We start from the raw sequence: 17,821 nt of genomic DNA on the forward strand, positions 1-17,821 counted from the left end.
GTGCGCTTCTGGACAGCACGGCATGCGCTCCTCGGCAACGGGCCGGCCGGGACCGTACCCAGCATCGCTTGCGTGCCGCGGCCTGGTTGGGAGATCGGCATGCCCAAGACAGCATCCGAAGCCGCACTGGAAGTCCTGACGGACCTCCTCCTGTCCAACTCGTCCTACAGCCACACCATCCACGCACCGCTCGAGAAGATCGACGTCGCGAGCTGGGTCTTCTCCCTGCCCGAAGCCGAATACCAGCGGTGCGCCCCGCCGGACCACATCGCGGCCGGCTCCACGACCACCGACGACGGACGGCCGATGTCGATCAACGTGGAGATGATCGGCACCAGCCTCATGATCCAGCACTACGTGGGTGAGATCGTCGAGCGGCACCACTGCCGGCTGGTGTCCGTCTCGGACGGCTTCACCCCCGCGGGACGCAGCAAGGTCCAGGTGGTCTGGGATCTCAGCGTGCGCCCCATCGACAGCGAAACCTGCGAGTACACGAACTCGGTGACGGCGCATCCCACGAACCTGTTCCTCGCCTTTGTCGAGGAACAGGGCATGTCGTTTGTTCGCTGCGAGCATCGAACGTGCCGCGCTGGCAAACGGCTGATGAGGAGTCAAGGCTGGGGCCGCGCTCAAGGGCGCGGAATGTTGCGCAGGTTGGCCCGGGCCAGATGAACCATGCGGCCGACGCCGCCGGAGAGAACGGTCCGGCTCGCCGACAGGGCGAAGCCGCTGATCTGATCGGCCGTGATCTTCGGCGGGACGGCCAGTGCGGCGGGATCGGTGACGATGTCGACCAGCGCGGGCCCGTCATGGGCGAAGGCATCGCGCAGCGCGTCGCGTACGGCGGTGGGCTTCTCGACCCGGATGCCGTGTGCGCCTGCCGCCGCGGCGATGGCGGCGTAGTCGGTGTGCGCGTATGTCGTGCCGTGCGGGGGCAGGCCGTCGACCAGCATCTCCAGGTCGACCATGCCCAGTGAGGAGTTGTTGAAGACAACCACTTTCACCGGCAGGTCGTACTGGACGAGCGTCAGGAAGTCGCCCAGGAGCATGGAGAATCCGCCGTCGCCGGATAGGGAGACGACCTGCCGCCCGCGGTCGAGGAACTGCGCACCGATGGCCTGCGGCAGCGCGTTGGCCATCGAACCGTGTACGAACGAGCCGAGGATGCGGCGCCGGCCGTTAGGCGTCAGGTAGCGGGCCGCCCACACACAGCACATCCCGGTGTCGACGGTGAAGACCGCGTCATCGGCGGCTTCCTCGTCGAGTACTGAGGCCACGTACTCGGGGTGGATCGGGGTGTGCTTCTCGACGTTGCGCGTGTAGGCGCTCACGGCGCCCTCGAGCGCATGGGTGTGCCGCTCCAGCATGCGGTCGAGGAACCGGCGCGACGGCTTCTCCCGCACCGCAGGGGTGAGGCACCGCAGTGTCTCGCGTACGTCCCCCCAGACGGCGAAGTCGAGTTGAGTACGCCGCCCGAGCCGCTCGGGCTGCACGTCGACCTGCACCGTCCGCACCTGCCGCGGCAGGAAGTCCGTGTACGGGAAGTCCGTTCCGAGAAGCAGCAGCAGGTCGCACTCGTGCATGGCCTCGTACGCGGCCCCGTAGCCGAGCAGGCCGGACATGCCGACGTCGTAGGGGTTGTCGTACTGAATGTGCTCCTTGCCCCGCAGCGCGTGTCCGACCGGCGCCTTGACCTTCTCGGCGAAGGCCATCACCTCGGCGTGGGCGCCGGCGACGCCTCGGCCGCAGAACACCATGACGCGTTCGGCGGAGTCCACCAGCTGGGTCAGCCGGGCGATTTCCCGGTCGCTGGGGCGGATGGCGGGGAGGTCCGTCGGCATGGCCAGCTCGGCGGCCGCGTCGGGAGAGTCCTCGGCGGCGGTGTCGCCGGAGAGGGACACGACCGACACGCCCCGTCGGCCGACGGCGTGCTGGATCGCGGTCTGCACCACGCGCGGCATCTGACGGGGCGAGGAGATCAGTTCCGAGTAGTGGCTGCATTCCGCGAACAGCCGGTCGGGGTGGGTCTCCTGGAAGTATCCGGTGCCGATCTCCCCGCTGGGTATCTGGGCGGCCAGCGCGAGCACCGGCGCCATGGAACGGTGGGCGTCGTACAGGCCGTTGATCAGGTGGAGGTTGCCCGGTCCGCAGGAGCCGGCGCAGGCCGCGAGCCGGCCGGTCAGCTGGGCCTCGGCACCGGCGGCGAAGGCCGCGACCTCCTCGTGGCGGACCTGGATCCACTCCACGGCGTCGTGTCGTCTGACCGCGTCGACGACCGGGTTCAGGCTGTCCCCGACCACGCCGTACATACGGCGCACGCCGGCGCGGGCCATGAGGTCGACGTACTGTTCCGCGATGGTCTGCTTGGCCATGGCACTCCTCGATTCGTCTCGATCACGCACGCTAGCGAGGAGCAGAGGGACCGCTTGACCGTCCGCGCACGAGATCGGTTCCGGCAGCGCACTGGGTGAAGGCCCAGCCCAAGGCGCGCACTTCGGTGAGCGCCTGCTGGACGAGCTGCGCGGCCAGGCCCTGTCCGGCGTGGGCCTCGTCGATTTCCGTGCGGTAGAAGACTCGCTGGTCACCGCAGTCGCGGTGGGCGGTCAGGCCCGCGCGCCGGCCGTCGACGAGGATTTCGTAACGGGCCTTGCGTCTGCCCGCTCGCCGATCGGAGCGACGAGGGGCCGGCCCATCGGGTGTGCCTTTGGGAAGTCGGGTGACTGGCTACTGGGAGTGCCGGTGGCCGGGCGGGACACCCGGCCGTCAGCGGAGGGCCGCCAGGACCGGTTCGACGGCGCGGTGGAACGTCGGGTAGGTGTAGATCATGTGCTGGAGGCGCTCGACCGGGACCTCCGCGTGGACGGCCACGTTCAGTCCGTACAGCAGCTCACCCCCGGCCGGTCCCGCCGAGGTCGCGCCGACCAGGATTTTGCGGTCTGCGTCCTCGACCAGCTTGACGAATCCTTCGCCGCCCGGCCCGTGGATCCAGCCGCGGGTCGAGGACGCATTGGGCAGTACCGCAGTCCGCACGCGCAGACCCCGGTCGCGGGCCTGGCGCTCGGTGAGTCCCACGGCGGCGATCTCGGGATCGGTGAAGGTGACGCGGGGCAGAGCCCGGTAGTCGGCATCGGGACCGGGGCTGCCCAGGATGTCACGGACGGCGATCTGAGCCTGGTACATCGACACGTGGGTGAAGGCGCCGCGGCCGGTGATGTCGCCGACCGCCCACAGACCCTCCGCCGCACGCATCTGCCCGTCCGTGGGAACGGCGCCGGCCGCCGGATCGAGCCCCACGGTCTCGGCGCCCAGTCCGGCCAGTTCGACGTGACGTCCGGTGGCGACGAGCAGCCGCTCGGCGCGCAGGGACTCGGCCGAGCCGTCGAGCAGGATGGTGAACTCGGTCCCGTCATGGCTCACTTGACGGGCCCGCACTCCGGTCAGGACGGTCACACCATCGGCCCGCAGCGCCTCGGCGGCGAGTTCCCCCGCTTCCGGTTCCTCCTGGGACAACAGCCGTTGCTGCCCCTCGACCACGGTCACACGGCAGGTGAAGCGGGCGAAGACCTGAGCGACCTCCACGCCGATGGCACCCCCGCCGAGGACGACCATCGACGCCGGCAGCTCCTTGGCGGCCATGGCATCCCGGTTGGTCCAGTACGGCGTCCCGGCGAGCCCGGGCACCGGGGGAATCCGGGGCCGGCTGCCCGTGGCCAGCACTACGCCCCGGCGGGCCGTGAACGTACGGTTGCCGACCACGACCCTGCGCGGGCCGGCGAGGCACCCCTTGCCGCGGACCAGACGACCGCCCTTGGCCTCCAGGCGGTCGGCCGCCACCTGGTCGTTCCAGTCGTCGGTGGCCTCATTGCGGATGCGTGCGGCGACTCGGGCCCAGTCCGGAGTCACGTCCGCCTGTCCCGCGAGGGTGGGCACACGCCGCGCCTCGGCCAGCAGGTTCCCGGCCCGGATCATCATCTTGCTGGGCACGCACCCCCAATACGGGCATTCGCCTCCGACGAGTTCCGCCTCGACCCCGACCACGTCGAGCCCCGCCTCGGCCAGCGTGCCCGCGACATACTCGCCGCCCGGCCCCAGGCCGACGACAACCACATCCACCTGCTCGTTCATGCCCATGCCTCCCTGTGCGGGCGGCGGTCCGACGTGCCGCCGGGCACCGACGTTAAGGCTGTGGGACGGCGTCCCGAGTCCCTGAGCGCACGGGCTTGGGCCCGAGAGTGAACACCTGGGGGTGGACCGTACGGTCGGTGCGTTCACGGGCACCACCGCATGCGCTGCCGGTCAACTCACCCCCGGCTCCGGGGTCTAGCGTCGTCGGCATACGCACAGCACCGCACCAGGAGGCGCGTCATGACCACCACTTCCAAGCCCGCCGGCAGCCAACCGTGGCTGCATCAGAAGGGCGCGGTCATCCAGGAGTTCGGGACCGTCAAACAGTTCCCGCTCGGGCTGTCGTACGACGCGCGCATGTACTCCTCCCAGCGCCTGAACAAGGTTCTCGCGGACACCCAGATCCTCTACGGCCTGTACAAGAAGCACCACTGGCTGCTGCGTGGCGCGACCTTCTACCAGCTGCATCTCCTCCTGGACAAGCATGCGGGAGAACAGCTGGAACTCGTCGACACGATCGCCGAGCGGGTCCAGACCCTGGGCGGGGTCGCCGTGGGCGATCCCCGGCACGTCGCGGAGATCACGTCGATTCCACGTCCGCCGGACGGCGTGGAGGAAGTCCCGGCCATGCTCTCGCGGTTGCTCGAGGCCCACGAGACCATCCTGACGCAGGCCCATGACGCGGCTTCCCGAACCGCCGAGCTGGGTGACGACGGCACCAACGACCTCCTGGTCTCACAGGTGATCCGCACCGGCGAGCTGCAAGCCTGGTTCCTGGCCGAGCACCTGGTGGACACGCCCCTGGTCCGAACCTGACGGGCATTCCCCAGGCGCCGCCGCCGGCCCCGTCACTTGATGGCACCGCTGACGGCCCCGGCGGCAACGTGGCGCTGAGCGACCACGAGCAGCACAGCCGTCGGGGCGGACGCCAGAACCGCGGTGGCCATGATGGCGTTCCACTGGTTCGTGTGGGCGCCTATGTATGCGTAGATGCCGAGGGTGACCGGCCGGACGGTGTCCGTGGTGGTCAGCGTGAGGGCGAAGAGGAAGTCGCTCCAGGTGAAGAGGAACGTGAAGAGCGCAGCCGTGATCAAGGCGTTTGTGCTCACCGGAAGCACCACGGAGCGGAAGGTGCGCAGCCTCCCGGCGCCGTCTGCACGCGCGGCCTCGATGATCTCCCTGGGAATGTTCTGCATGAACGAACGCAGGACGATGATGGCGAAGGGGACCCCGGCGGTGGAGTCGGCGAGGATCAGTCCAAGGTAGGTGTTCAGCAGGCCCAGGTCGTTGTAGGCGCCGTAGAGAGCGTCGGCCACGACGATGCCCGGCACCATCTGTGTGATCAGAACGCCGAAGAGCACGAAGTCGATTCCCCGGACGGGGAGATGTGCCAGCGCGTAGGCCGCCGGCGCGGCGAGCCCGAGGCTGAGCGCAACGCTGCCCAGCGATACGACGAGACTGGTGACGAGGTTGCCTCCCTGATCGCGCAGCGCCGTGGCGTAACCGCTGAAGTCCGGATGGAAGGGGAACCAGCCTCCCTGGAGGGTGTTGCCCGCCGGCTGCAGGGAGGCGTTCACCATCCAGTAGACGGGAAACAGCATCACCGCGATCAGGACGATCCCGACGATCGTGGACAGTCGGCCACGCCTCGGTGCGCGCTTCACGGGATCACCTCTCAGACGTTCCGGGCGCGACGGTTGACACGCAGGTGGACAAGGGCGAACGCCAGCGAGATGACGATGAGGACGTTGCTCGTCGCGGCACCGCGCCCGAACTCGAACTGCTGGAAGGAAAGTTCGTAGGACCGGGTGGCGAGGGTCTCCGTGGCGCCTGCCGGTCCTCCGCCCGTCACCACGAGGATGATGTCCAGCACTTTGAGGGTGTAGACCACGCCCAGGACCAGTACCACGCTCACCACAGGGCGCAGCAGTGGCCAGGTGACATGGCGGAACGACGCCAGCGGACCGGCGCCGTCCAGCCTCGCCGCCTCCGCGTGGACGATCCGGCTGACCCGCGGCGAAGCGGGCGAGCAGGAAGAAGGCCGGCCATGGGACGCGGAGATCGTCGCGCGGACCGAACTGCGGGCCACGGCCGCGGAGTTCGTGATGGACAGTCACTTCGAGGCACGGGCGAACGGAGAGACAGTGGCCAAGCGCGCATGGCACCGCACCACCCCGAGGACATCGGGATGAAGGCCGAGCGGAGCCCGCGCCGCGCCGTCACCGCCGCCGACCGCACCCGGCAGCCCACCGAGGTGCGCCGCCGCCTCATCGTCGAGGCCGCGGTGCCGCTGATCGCCGAGCGGGGCTACGCCTCGGTCGGTGTGCGGGACGTCGCGGCCGCTGCCGGGGTGTCCGTCGGCACGGTCACCTACCACTTCGGCAGCGTCCAGGAGATCCTCTCCGAGGCGATGGTGCTGCAGATCGAGCGGTACTACGCGGCCCTCAACGAGGCCGCGGACCGGGCGACCAGTGGAGCCGAGGGGCTGCGGCTGCTCGTGGACGCGCTGTTCACCGAGGACACCGACCGGCACTGGCGGATGTGGTTCGAGTACTGGAACGCGGGCGAGCACCACCCCGATCCGGCGTTCGCCCGCGGTCAGGACCGGCGCTACGAGACCTGGCACCAGCAGATCCGCACGCTGGCCGAACGAGGCGTCGCCGACGGCGAGTTCAGCTGCGACGACCTGGATGGCTTCACGGTCCGCTTCGCCGCACTCGCCGACGGCCTGGCCCTGCAGCGGCTGCGCCAGGCCCCGCCGCTCACCACCAAGGACGCACGCCGCCACATGAACCACTTCGTCGAGACGGAACTCCGTCGAGGGCCCCGAACATGACGAAGCATCGATGATCCGTCGCCCGTGGCAGGCGGTGGGTGAGGGGACGAGGCCGCCCGGCGGAGGCCGGAGCACCCAGACTCCTTTACTCGGCCGAGTACGCTGAACACCGACTTCGAAGAACGACCCGTCGCACGCCGCTCAATGGCTCCACAACTGGGGGTCAAGGGGTCGCAGGTTCAAATCCTGTCGTCCCGACTGGAGACAGTCGCAGGTCAGGGCCGGTTTCGGACGCATCCGAAACCGGCCCTTGATCATTCTCGGGGATCGGTGGGGACCGGTTGGGGACCGGTGCTCTTGACCGGGGCCAGCGGGTCACGACGCTCGGGCTCGGACCAGGCGGAGCAGGGCGCTGCGGTCGGGGAGATCCCGAACACGTCGGTGCGCCGACGGATCTCCTCTGCCGGTCAGTGCGGGCCGAGGAAGCGGAGTACGGCCAGGACGCGGCGGTGGTCGGCCTCGTCGGGTGGCAGATCGAGCTTGGCGAAGATGTTGTTCACGTGCTTGGCCACCGCGCTGTCGCTGACCTTGAGCGCGGCGGCGATGGCGGCGTTGGACCGGCCCTCCGCCATCAGCGCGAGTACGTCCCGCTCCCGCGGAGTGAGCCGTTCGAGCGGGTCGTTGTGCCGACGCAACAGCAGCTGGGAGACGACCTCGGGGTCGAGCGCGGTACCGCCGGCGGCCACCCGGCGCAGGGAGTCGACGAACTCCTCGACATCGGTGACCCGTTCCTTGAGCAGGTAGCCGATACCCGAGGTGTTGGCGGTCAGCAGGTCCACCGCGTAGCGCTCCTCGACGTACTGGGACAGCAACAGCACGGCCACGTCCGGCCACTGCCGGCGGATGACCAGCGCCGCACGCACCCCCTCGTCCGAGTAGCCCGGAGGCATCCGTACATCCACGACCACCACGTCGGGCCGGCTCGTCTCGACCGCGGTCAGCAGCGCCTCGGCATCGCCCACCACATCGGTGACCTCGAAGCCCATGGTCTCCAGCACGCGCACCAGCCCGAGCCGGAGGAGAACGGAGTCCTCCGCGATCACCGCCCGCACGGCAGCTCCGCGGTGATCACCGTGGGACCCCCGAGCGGGCTGCTCACGAGCAGGCGCCCGTCCACCGAGCCGACACGCCGGCGCAGACCTGCCAGACCGGTGCCGCGCGCGGCGTCGGCACCCCCCACACCGTCGTCGGTCACGCTCACGCGTAGAAGATCGGAGACAGAGCCGACGGTGACCTCCACCCGCGAGGCGCGGGCGTGCTTCGTGACATTGGCCAGTGCCTCGGACACCACGAAGTAGGCGACCGCTTCCACGGTCGGCGACGGGCGGCGGGGCAGGTCCACCCGTAGTCGGACCGGGACCGGGGAGCGAGCGGCGACACCGGACAACGCGGCGTCGAGCCCGCGGTCGTCCAGGACGGCCGGGTGCAACCCGCGGGCGAGGTCGCGCAGTTCGGCGATGGCCTCCTTCGCCTCCAGGTGCGCCGCATCGAGGACCTGACAGACTTCCTCGGGCAGATCGGTGAGGGTGGCCCGGGCGAGGCCGAGGTTGATCGCAAGGGACACCAGGCGTTGCTGCGCACCGTCGTGCAGATCCCGTTCGATGCGCCGTCGTTCCGCGTCGGCGGCGTCGGCCAGGCCCGCCCGGCTCTCCGTCAGGTTCTCCACCCGTTTCGCCAACTGCGCCCGCGTGGGCCCGAGCAGCGCCAGCGCGGCACCGGCGTCGAGCCGGGCGACGGTCCGCGAGGTGAGCATCGCCAGCAGCAACAGGATCAGGCCACCCACCGTCAGGCCCGTGGCGTCGGCGGGATAGCCGACCTGGCTCGTCCGGTCACCCCCCGGCACCGCCCACGCCCACGCATACGCGCTCGCCGCTGCCGTGCCGGCCAGCCACAGGGCGACGACCAGCAGACCGCCGAGCGCCGCGGCGGGGGCGGCCAGGAGGTGGTAGGCGAGTTGCCGCCAGGTGATCCGGGAGGCCAGGAGCCGGACCGGCCGGAACAGCGCGCGGGTACCGGAAGGCCGTGGTCCCGCCGCCTGTCCGTCGTCGGCGGGGGTGACCACCACGCCGCGCAGGACCCGCAGCCGCCAGCGCTGCAGCGTGGTCTGAGGACCCGTCAGGAGCGCGAGCAGCACCAGCGAGGTACCGAGGGCGAGGATCAGGGAAGGCAGGGCCTTCGGGTTGACCAGCACCGAGGACACCGCCTTCGGACTGATGAACAGGCAGGACACCGACAGGACCGCCACGGTGGGAAGGCAGACCAGCACCCCTGCGAGCACGAAGCGGGTGTCCAGCAGTACCCGCGCCCACCATGACTCCCACCCGGTACGGGCACTGCCCAGGAAGGTACGCACATCCGGCGGACCCGGTTCGGTCATGCGCCCCAGGATAGGCCAGCCCTGGCCAGGCCGTCGGTCCCGCCGGCACCAGGATCCGAGGTGTACCCAGCACCACCATGGAGCCGGAACGCCACGCTACTGACGCGCCGTTCCTCGATGGCGACCCTGGTCGGGACGGCGGACACCTGCCGTGGGACGACGCCAGGAGGCGCGCATGACCATCCGAAGCTGTCCGCCGCCCGACCGCCTCTCCCTGGCCGCCGGCACCGCGGCCCACCCGGGCTCCGAGCCTCTCGTGCGGGACAGGCGCGGACGGACGGGGAGCGCGAACGCCGCCGCGGCGGATCCCTTCGCCCGCGATGTTCGGGCCTCACGACAGGCCGGGCGGGCCGGCCCCGGTCGGCGCCGGGCGGGGTTCGCGCTGGTCGGCATGGGCGTGGCGATGCTTCCGTGGCTCGTCTTCCTGGCGGTCACGCTGCCCCGCAGCGCGCATGCCGCGCACTGGTCCCTCGCGTGGGTCGGGCTGGACGCCGCCGAGGCGCTCGGGCTGACGGTGACGGGATCACTGCTGCGGCGCGCTCACCCGACGGCCGCGCTGACGGGGACCGCCACCGCCACGCTGTTGCTGGTCGACGCCTGGTTCGACATCACCACGGCCGCTTCGTCGGCCGATCGCCTCCTCGCCATGGTCATGGCCGTCGGCGCCGAGATCCCGCTGGCCGTGCTCTGTGCCGTGCTCGCCGTCGGCGCGACGGGCACCGGCAGGGTGGCCGGGTTCGAGCGCGGGCGCGACGAGGCAGCCGTCGCGGTCCGCCCGGACCGGCACCGGCCGGCACAGCGGAACGGTTGCCCGGCGAGCGGTGGTTCGACTACCACAGCATCACACACCCGGAGCTCGAAGGAGCGTGCTGGTGACAACGCATGACATGGACCTCCTGGGGCCGATACCCGAGGCGTTGCGCTCGGCGACCGGCGGGGTCGCGTCGATCGTCACTCCGGCCGGAGACCGCATGTGGCTCGTGCGCGACTACGCGCTGTCCCGCTTAGTGCTGACGGACCGTCGCTTCAGCCGCTCGGAAGCGGTCGCGGCGCAGGCGCCGAAGCTGCTCGACTCGGAACCCGTACCCGAATCGATCATGAGCATGGACGGCGAGGAGCACGCCCGGCTGCGACGCACCACGGCCGGCGCCTTCACCACGCACCGGATCGCGGCGATGGCACCGTTCATCGAACGGCTCACCGACGAACTCCTCGACCGCATGGCTGTCTCCGAGGCACCCGTCGACTTCGTCTCCACGGTCGCGGCCCACCTTCCGCTCACGGTCCTGTGCGCATTGCTGGGCGTGCCGGAGGAGGACAGCGAGCGTTTCAAGGGCTGGGTCGAGGTGCTGTTCGACATCGACTCCGGACCGGAGACCCAGTACCGCCGCCGACTGGAGCTGGCGCGCTACATCACCCGGCTGCTGGGCGACAAGCGGCGCGACCCGCAGGAGGACCTGCTCAGCACTCTCCTCGGTGAGCAGGAGGCGGGCCGGCTGTCCAGGACGGAGACCCTCACCATGGGCCTGACCCTGCTCATGGCCGGATTCCAGTCCACGATCGGCCAGATCGGCCTGATGGTGCTGTCGATCCTGTCCGATCCGCCCACCGTCGCCCGGCTCAGGGAGCGGCCGGAGCTGGTGCCGCACGCGGTGGAGGAGGCCATGCGGCTCAACCCCGCCTCGCTGATCAGCTTCCCACGTATCGCGCTCGAACCGGTGCGTCTCGGCGACGTCGTGGTCGGGACCGGGGAGGCGGTCATCGTGTCGTTCCTGGACGCCAACCGCGACGGGAAGGCGTTCGAGGATCCCATGCGGCCGGCGCTGGAGGACCGCAACCCCGGTCATATCGCGTTCGGCCACGGCGCGCACCGGTGCCTGGGCGCCCCGCTGGCCACCCTCCAACTGCGTATCGTGCTGACCCGGTTGTTGAACCGGTTCCCGACGCTGCGGCTCGCCGCCGTCCCCGAACCCGTGACGTGGAAGGAGGGCCTCGCCACCCGCGGCCTGTCCCGGCTGATGGTGGCTTGGGACACTGAGCGGACCGGGGAAGAGGCACGATGACGGTGTCGTCCGCCTGGGGCACGGCGGAGCGTCCGCCGATCTGCCTGGTGCTGGGCACGGGCCGCTGCGGGTCGACCGCGCTCTCCGGCGTGCTGCGCGAACACCCCGACGTCCTGAGCGTGTCCGAGCTCTTCGCCGGGCTGCGCGGCCGCAACCTCGCCGAACGCGAGATGGACGGCGCCGAGTTCTGGAGGCTGCTGAGCACTCCCCATCGGGCGGACTCCGCGCTGCTGCGCTTCAAGGTCGCCCCCGAAGTGACCTACCCGGTCTTCGAACCCCGCCCCGGGGCAAGCCGGTTCGCGTGGCCTGCCGAGCTGCCCCCGATCGCGGGAGTCACCCTGCCCCACCTGACCGACCGCCCGGACGACCTGTACGCGGCGCTGGAGGCACAGGCACCCACGCTGCCCCGGCAGCCGCTGTCGGAGCACCTGTGGTGGCTTTTCGAGGCGCTGTCCGGCGGGCGCCGGCCCGGCGTCGTCGTGGAACGATCGGGCGGTTCTCTCGGCCAGACGGCCGCACTGCTGCGGTTGTTCCCCGACGCGCGCGTCATCCACATGTTCCGCGACGGCCGCGAGTGCGCGCTGTCGATGAGCCGGCATCCACGCTTCAAACTCACCGCCGTCCAGGCCATGTTGAGCGCCGCGTTCGGATACGACCCGTACGCGGAGGAGCCCGGCACCCCCGAACCCCCGTCGGGGGTGCCGGCCGGGCACGAGACACTCACCGAACTGGCCCCCGGCCGGCTGACCCGGGCCGCCTTCGACCGCTTCGACGTTCCGCTGGCCCGGTACGGACTGATGTGGTCGAACATGGTGGCCGCGGGGTTCCCCGCCCTGCCGCCGGAACCCCGGCTGCTCTCCCTCGACTACGGCGACCTGGTCCGCGGCCCACGGGAGAGCATCCGCGCGCTCTTCGCCTTCCTCGGCGTGGCCCGCGACCTCGCCCGTGAGGACCGGCAGGCCGCCGGCATCACGAAGGGCCGTGACGCGCGGTCCGAGGTCGAGGAGCGGGAGTGGGCGGAACTGACCCGCTCGTGCCGCATGGGGATGAACCGGCTCTACGGGCGGGGCGCCTGGCACTGACCGCCGCGGGCATGCCGTTCAAGTGATCGAGCGCCGCAGTTGAACGATGGGCGCCGCGCAGACCCCCACGGCAGAATCCCACCGTGCCGACGTTCGTGGCCCGGGCCCGAACCGGCTGAATCTCGGCTGCGTGCCCGGCGCGTACGAGCGCCTCGGGGCCGCCGGGGTATCCGCGGACGGGGGGAACCATGCTGGACACGAGGCCGGAGCGACCCCGGGACGCTGCCGTCGTGGCCGGCCTCGGAGCCTGTCTGCCGCCGCGTGCGGTCACCAACGCGGAGCTCAGCACCGAACTCGACACGTCCGACGCCTGGATCGTCAGCCGTACCGGCATCCGGCAGCGGCACGTGGTCGACCCGGGTACCGCCACCGGCGACCTCGCCACCGAGGCGGGCGCCCGGGCGTTGAAGTCGGCGGGCGTCGACTCGGTCGACTTCGTCGTCCTGGCCACGGCCACGCCCGACCGCCCGTGCCCGGCGACCGCCCCCGAGGTGGCGTCCAGGCTCGGCATGACCGGGACGCCCGCCTTCGACCTGTCGGCCGTCTGCACCGGATTCGTGTACGGGCTCGCCACCGCCGCCGGACTGCTGAGCACCGGCGCCGCCCGACGCGTTCTGCTGATCGGCGCGGACACGTTCTCCACGATCCTCCACCCCGACGACCGGTCCAGCCGGGTCGTGTTCGGGGACGGCGCGGGGGCCGTCGTGCTCCGTGCCGGTGACGCGCGGGAGCCGGGCGCGCTGGGCCCGATGGACCTGGGCAGCGACGGCACCCTCGGCGAGCTGATCATGATTCCCGACGGCGGTTCCCGGTCGCGCTCCGGTGATCCCGCGGCCCGGGAACTCGGCTACTTCACCATGCACGGTCGCTCGGTCTTCCGAGCCGCCGTGGAGCGGATGACCGCGTCCTCGCGGGCGGTCCTCGAACGCCGCGGCTGGACTCCCGGCGACGTCGACTGCCTGGTGCCCCACCAGGCGAACGCCCGGATCACCGACGCCGTCGGCGAGCGGCTGGGCATCCCGCCCGAGCGCCGGGTGAGCAACGTCGAGCGCGTGGGCAACACCGCCGCCGCCTCCATCCCGCTGGCCCTCGCCGACGCCGTCGCCCGGGGGACCCTCCGCGCGGGCGCCCGTGTCCTGCTGACCGCGTTCGGCGGGGGAGCGACGTGGGGCTCTACGGCAGTGGTCTGGCCGGACATCGTCGTGCAGTGACCGCAATCACCTTCGTCGTCCTGGAGGAGTGCTATGAACGCCATCGAGGAGCGTCTGTCCGCGCTGCTGACCTCGAGATTCGGCCTGTCCGCCGAGGTGGACCCGGACCTGACGTTCGGCGAGCTGGACATCGACTCGATCAGCCTGGTGGAACTCGCGATGATCTCCCAGGAGGAGTTCGGAGTGACCGTCGGCGACGACGACTTCACCGCCCGGCACACGCTGCGGACGGCCGCGGCCCTCCTGGCCAGTAAGGGCGCGGGCGTCTGATGCCCACCCCGCGCGGCCGCTTCGACGTCGCCGTCACCGGCCTCGGCCTGGTGACGGCGGCGGGCGTCGGCACTGAGGAGACCTGGCGCACCGTGCTGGCCGGCATGTCCACCGCGAGCACCGATCCGGAGCTGGACGGGGTACCCGTCGATTTCTCCTACCGGGTCCCCGGCTTCGACGGCGACCGGCTGCTCGGCCGTCGCCTGGCGTTCCGCCTCGACCGACACGTCCAGTTCGGCCTGGCCGCCGCCCGTGAGGCGGTTGCCGACTCGGCGTTGGACACCTCGGCCTGGGAACCGGCGCGCGTCGGTGTCGTGATGGGCACCGCGCTGGGCGGCATGATCGCCTGGGAGCGGGAGAGCCGCAGGATCCTCGAACACGGCCCGGCGAACGTCTCCCCGCGACTCATCCCGCAGGCCGCCGTGAACATGGTGGCCGGCGAGATCGCCATCGACCTGGGCGCGGCGGGCCCCAACCTCGTCACCTCCACCGCCTGCGCCTCCGGCGCCACCGCCCTCGGCACGGCCCGGGAACTGCTGCGGTCGGGGGTCTGCGACGTCGTACTGGCCGGGGGAGCGGAGGCGAGCGTCTGCCCGCTGGTGGTCGCCCCCTTCGCCCGCATGGGCGCCCTGTCCGTCCGGCGCGACGACCCCGCCGCGGCCTCCCGGCCGTTCGACGCGGACCGCGACGGGTTCGTGATCGGGGAGGGCGCCGCGGTGCTGGTCCTCGAACGGACGGCGCACGCCGAGGCACGGGGCGCCCGGGTGTACGCCCGGCTCAGCGGGTACGGCGCCTCGGCCGACGGAACGCACCCGAACCTGCCCGACCCCGACGGACTCGGGGTCGAGAGGGCGGTGACCGCGGCGCTGCGCGACGCGGCGCTCTCGCCCGCGGACGTCGACCACGTCAACGCCCACGGCACGGCCACCCCGCTCAACGACGAGGTGGAGGCCCGGACGATGCGCCGCCTGCTCGGGGAACGTCCGCTCCTCACGTCCACCAAGGGCGTCACCGGCCACGCGCTCGGCGCCGCCGGGGCGATCGAGGCGGCGGTGACGGCGCTCACTCTCGCCCACGGCAGCGTTCCGCCCACCGCCAACCTGGCGTCCCTGGACCCGGCCGTCGAAATGGACGTCGTCGCGAAGGCCGCGAGAAACCTGTCCGTCGAGGTGGCGCTCAGCAATTCGTTCGGGTTCGGCGGCCAGAACGCGGTCCTCGTCATGACCCGCGCCTAGGAAGTGTCCAGCGATGTGGAGGCACCGAACATGAAGGCATCCGTCGACGCCGCGTCGCCGGCCGCAGCAGCGGCGTGGGACCCGCTGGCCGGACGTTCCCTCGGCCCCGCCCTCGACGGCGCGCGGCTGGCCGAGGGCTGGATGCGCCGGGACACGCTCAGCGGGCGCCTGCTGCTGCGGGCGCTGCAGGAGATGGGGGCGTTCACCGAGGCCGGTGAGGGGTGGCGGATCGCCACCCTGACCGACGATCTCGGCGTGGTGCCGGCGCACCGGAGCCTCTGGGACGCGTTGCTGGAGATCCTCGTCGCCGCCGGGCACCTCGAACGCGACGGGGACACCGTCCGGGCCACCGGCACCGTCCGGGATCTCGCCGGACGGGACCTCACGGCGGAGAGCGCCGAACTCGTCGCCGCCTACCCCGAAGTGGCCGCGCAGGTGGAGCTGACCAGGATCTGTCTCGGCGAGTATCCGAGGCTCCTGCGCGGTGAGACCAAGCCGATCTCGGTGCTGTTCCCCGGCTGGTCGATGGAGAAGGTCGAGCGCGTCTACCGCGGCGACCCGGTCTCCGACCGCCTCAACGAACTCGTCGCCCAGGCCGTCGCCGCCCACGTGGACGCCGGCGCCGGACCCGCGCCGCGGCGGATCCTCGAGGTCGGAGCCGGTACCGGAGGCACGACGGCCGAGCTGCTGTCGGTGGTGCCGCCCGAGGCCGGCCGTCTGCACTACGTGTACTCGGACATCTCCGCGAGCTTCCTGCGTTACGGGCGGCAGCAGTTCGGCGCGACGGGCCCCGGCATGGAGTTCAGGCTCCTCGACATCGAAGGCGACCTCGCCGCGCAGGGCTGCGAGGACGGCGAGTTCGACGTCGTGGTGGCGGCCAACGTCCTGCATGCCACCCGGGAGTTGCGGCCCACGCTGGCCAACGTGCGGCGCCTGCTGCGCCCCGGCGGCCGGCTGGTACTGCGGGAGATCACGTCGCCGCTGGTGTTCACCACCCTCACCTTCGGCCTGCTGGAAGGGTGGTGGCGCACGGAGGACGCCGACACGCGGATTCCGCGCACGCCGCTCGCCGACCGGGCCACCTGGGCGGCGCTGCTGGCCGAGGTGGGTTTCGGCCGAGTGGCGGTGCTGGCGCCCGCCGAGACCGGGCAGGACGTGCTCGGGCAGCACGTGATCGTCGCCGAGAACTGACCCGATTCTTACCTCGACCCCATGGGGCCGGAGAGCTCTCTCTCCGGCCCCCACCTGCGTGTTCGGCCCGAAGTGCCCTGCCCTGCCGGGAAGTTGACGCCTGCTATGGTAGCGGTTAGCTATATGGATAGCCGTTAGCTAAGGGGGATCGTGAGGCAGGAAGTGGTACTCGCCCTGCTGGCCAAGACGTCGGCATACGGGTATCAGCTGCGCGTGAGCTTGCGGGACGCCCTCGGGCCGCTGGGCGACTCGATGAACGCCGGCCAGATCTACGTCACGCTCACCCGGCTGGAGAAGGTGGGCCTCGTCTCTTCGGAGCAGGACCCCGGCCTTCCGGATCGGCCGGACCGCAAGGTCTACTCGATCACGGCGAAGGGCCAGGAGCGGGTCCACGACTGGATCAACGAAGTCAGCTGGCCCAAGCCGGACCTGACCGAATTCCACCTCAAGCTGGTCGCCGCCGCCGAGGCGGGACTCGCCGACCCCGTGGCGATCGTGAACGCCCAGCGGCGCGAGCTCCTGCAGCGGCTGCGGGACACCCAACGCGCGGCCATGGAAAGAGCCGACGACTCCGACCCCGCGGCGCTGCTGCTCACCGGGATCGTGCTGCGGCTCCAGGCAGATCTGCGCTGGCTCGATGCCTGCGAACAGAGTTGGAGTGGTCGAAAGGTGAACAACCCATGACAGACAAGAACAACTGTGTGCTGCGAGCCTCCGGGCTGCGCAAGGAGTACGGGGCGGGCGACGGCCTCGTGCGCGCGGTCGACGACTTCTCCCTCGAGGTGGCGCCGGGGGAGACCGTGGCCGTCACCGGCCCCAGCGGCTGCGGGAAATCGACGCTGCTGCACCTGCTCGGCGGCCTGGACCGGCCCTCCTCCGGCGAGATCTGGCTGACAGGCCAGCGCATGGACCAGATGACCGAGCGGGGGCTCGCCGGGCTGCGCCGGGAGTCGATCGGATTCGTCTTCCAGTCGTTCCACCTCATGGAGGAACTCACGGCCCTGGAGAACGTCGAGCTGCCCGCGCTGCTCGCCGGCAGCTCGGCGCGCACCGCCCGGCATCGGGCGGAGAACTTCCTCGACCGTGTGGGACTCGGCGACCGCGCCGGGCATCTGCCGTCCCAGCTCTCCGGCGGCCAGCGGCAACGCGTGGCCGTGGCCCGCGCCCTGGTGAACGAGCCGGTCGTCGTCCTCGCGGACGAGCCGACGGGCAACCTCGACAGCGAGGCCATGCTCGACGTCCTGCGCCTCTTCGACGACCTGCACGAGGCGGGCCAGACCCTGGTCATCGTCACCCACGACCAGCGCATCGCCGCCACCGCGGACGTCCTGGTCACCATGCGCGACGGCAAGATGGTCAGCCAGACCAGGCTGTCCGGGGACGGCCAGCGGCGCCGGCTCGGCGAACTCGCGGGTCTGGGGGAGTAACGGA

Annotated in this window: 20 protein-coding genes; 13 read left to right on the plus strand and 7 right to left on the minus strand. The window is 71.2% G+C overall.

The features are described 5' to 3' along the window. Positions 1–99 precede the first annotated feature (99 nt). Complete coding sequence (locus ACFZDK_RS51800; RefSeq protein ID WP_390985308.1) at positions 100–672, plus strand: hypothetical protein; 573 nt, start codon at positions 100–102, stop codon at positions 670–672. On the opposite strand, the gene ACFZDK_RS51805 is transcribed toward ACFZDK_RS51800, so the two are convergent. From ACFZDK_RS51805 to ACFZDK_RS51815, 3 genes are all read right to left on the minus strand, one after another. Next, the gene (locus ACFZDK_RS51805; RefSeq protein WP_390985311.1) at positions 630–2,372 is read right to left on the minus strand and encodes a pyruvate dehydrogenase; all 1,743 of its coding nucleotides are present in this window, start codon (positions 2,370–2,372) and stop codon (positions 630–632) included. The genes ACFZDK_RS51800 and ACFZDK_RS51805 overlap by 43 nt on opposite strands. Positions 2,373–2,403: 31 nt before the next feature. After that, positions 2,404–2,634 carry an N-acetyltransferase gene (locus ACFZDK_RS51810; protein ID WP_390985380.1) on the minus strand — a complete coding sequence of 77 codons (231 nt, stop codon included), beginning with the start codon at positions 2,632–2,634 and terminating at the stop codon, positions 2,404–2,406. A gap of 129 nt (positions 2,635–2,763) precedes the next feature. Then, positions 2,764–4,125, minus strand: a complete 1,362-nt coding sequence (locus tag ACFZDK_RS51815; RefSeq protein WP_390985313.1) for an FAD-dependent oxidoreductase — start codon at positions 4,123–4,125, stop codon at positions 2,764–2,766. Between the two features lie 240 nt (positions 4,126–4,365). On the opposite strand from ACFZDK_RS51815, the gene ACFZDK_RS51820 reads away from it, so the two are divergent. Beyond that, on the plus strand, positions 4,366–4,941 hold the full coding sequence (locus tag ACFZDK_RS51820) for a ferritin-like domain-containing protein (RefSeq protein WP_390985315.1): 576 nt from the start codon (positions 4,366–4,368) through the stop codon (positions 4,939–4,941). Positions 4,942–4,973: 32 nt separating this feature from the next. Here ACFZDK_RS51820 and ACFZDK_RS51825 read toward each other — a convergent pair whose 3' ends face one another. Both ACFZDK_RS51825 and ACFZDK_RS51830 read right to left on the minus strand, forming a co-directional pair. Then, entirely contained in the window at positions 4,974–5,789 is an 816-nt protein-coding gene (locus ACFZDK_RS51825) for an ABC transporter permease subunit (protein WP_390985318.1), read from the minus strand. A gap of 11 nt (positions 5,790–5,800) precedes the next feature. Further along, on the minus strand, positions 5,801–6,127 hold the full coding sequence (locus ACFZDK_RS51830) for an ABC transporter permease subunit (RefSeq protein WP_390985382.1): 327 nt from the start codon (positions 6,125–6,127) through the stop codon (positions 5,801–5,803). Here ACFZDK_RS51830 and ACFZDK_RS51835 point away from each other — a divergent pair. Continuing rightward, the gene (locus ACFZDK_RS51835) at positions 6,063–6,317 is read left to right on the plus strand and encodes a hypothetical protein (RefSeq protein WP_390985384.1); all 255 of its coding nucleotides are present in this window, start codon (positions 6,063–6,065) and stop codon (positions 6,315–6,317) included. The two genes, ACFZDK_RS51830 and ACFZDK_RS51835, sit on opposite strands and share 65 nt — an antisense overlap. Continuing rightward, positions 6,284–6,961, plus strand: coding sequence for a TetR family transcriptional regulator C-terminal domain-containing protein (locus ACFZDK_RS51840; protein ID WP_390985321.1), 678 nt, complete (start codon positions 6,284–6,286; stop codon positions 6,959–6,961). The genes ACFZDK_RS51835 and ACFZDK_RS51840 overlap by 34 nt, the downstream gene beginning before the upstream one ends. A 407-nt stretch (positions 6,962–7,368) precedes the next feature. On the opposite strand, the gene ACFZDK_RS51845 is transcribed toward ACFZDK_RS51840, so the two are convergent. Beyond that, positions 7,369–8,013 (minus strand): response regulator, encoded by a 645-nt coding sequence (locus tag ACFZDK_RS51845; protein WP_390985323.1) that lies wholly within the window; start codon positions 8,011–8,013, stop codon positions 7,369–7,371. Further along, positions 8,001–9,338 (minus strand): histidine kinase, encoded by a 1,338-nt coding sequence (locus ACFZDK_RS51850; protein ID WP_390985326.1) that lies wholly within the window; start codon positions 9,336–9,338, stop codon positions 8,001–8,003. Before ACFZDK_RS51850 ends, ACFZDK_RS51845 begins: the two co-directional genes overlap by 13 nt. A 175-nt stretch (positions 9,339–9,513) precedes the next feature. On the opposite strand from ACFZDK_RS51850, the gene ACFZDK_RS51855 reads away from it, so the two are divergent. The 9 genes from ACFZDK_RS51855 (at position 9,514) to ACFZDK_RS51895 (ending at position 17,817) form a co-directional block, all read left to right on the plus strand. Beyond that, a complete protein-coding gene (locus ACFZDK_RS51855) occupies positions 9,514–10,224 on the plus strand; it encodes a hypothetical protein (protein WP_390985329.1) in 711 nt (236 codons plus the stop codon). Next, complete coding sequence (locus ACFZDK_RS51860) at positions 10,211–11,401, plus strand: cytochrome P450 (protein WP_390985332.1); 1,191 nt, start codon at positions 10,211–10,213, stop codon at positions 11,399–11,401. Before ACFZDK_RS51855 ends, ACFZDK_RS51860 begins: the two co-directional genes overlap by 14 nt. Further along, positions 11,398–12,483, plus strand: coding sequence for a sulfotransferase (locus ACFZDK_RS51865; RefSeq protein WP_390985335.1), 1,086 nt, complete (start codon positions 11,398–11,400; stop codon positions 12,481–12,483). The genes ACFZDK_RS51860 and ACFZDK_RS51865 overlap by 4 nt, the downstream gene beginning before the upstream one ends. A gap of 188 nt (positions 12,484–12,671) precedes the next feature. Further along, complete coding sequence (locus ACFZDK_RS51870; RefSeq protein ID WP_390985338.1) at positions 12,672–13,694, plus strand: beta-ketoacyl-ACP synthase 3; 1,023 nt, start codon at positions 12,672–12,674, stop codon at positions 13,692–13,694. Positions 13,695–13,727: 33 nt separating this feature from the next. Continuing rightward, a complete protein-coding gene (locus ACFZDK_RS51875) occupies positions 13,728–13,964 on the plus strand; it encodes a phosphopantetheine-binding protein (protein ID WP_390985341.1) in 237 nt (78 codons plus the stop codon). Next, a complete protein-coding gene (locus ACFZDK_RS51880) occupies positions 13,964–15,199 on the plus strand; it encodes a beta-ketoacyl-ACP synthase II (protein ID WP_390985343.1) in 1,236 nt (411 codons plus the stop codon). Before ACFZDK_RS51875 ends, ACFZDK_RS51880 begins: the two co-directional genes overlap by 1 nt. A 30-nt stretch (positions 15,200–15,229) precedes the next feature. Next, positions 15,230–16,390 (plus strand): methyltransferase, encoded by a 1,161-nt coding sequence (locus tag ACFZDK_RS51885; protein ID WP_390985346.1) that lies wholly within the window; start codon positions 15,230–15,232, stop codon positions 16,388–16,390. Between the two features lie 150 nt (positions 16,391–16,540). Then, positions 16,541–17,074 carry a helix-turn-helix transcriptional regulator gene (locus ACFZDK_RS51890; protein ID WP_390985350.1) on the plus strand — a complete coding sequence of 178 codons (534 nt, stop codon included), beginning with the start codon at positions 16,541–16,543 and terminating at the stop codon, positions 17,072–17,074. Beyond that, positions 17,071–17,817 carry an ATP-binding cassette domain-containing protein gene (locus ACFZDK_RS51895; protein WP_390985353.1) on the plus strand — a complete coding sequence of 249 codons (747 nt, stop codon included), beginning with the start codon at positions 17,071–17,073 and terminating at the stop codon, positions 17,815–17,817. The genes ACFZDK_RS51890 and ACFZDK_RS51895 overlap by 4 nt, the downstream gene beginning before the upstream one ends. Positions 17,818–17,821 lie beyond the last annotated feature (4 nt).

The sequence above is a fragment of the Streptomyces sp. NPDC007901 genome, assembly GCF_042959465.1.
Lineage (GTDB): Bacteria > Actinomycetota > Actinomycetes > Streptomycetales > Streptomycetaceae > Streptomyces.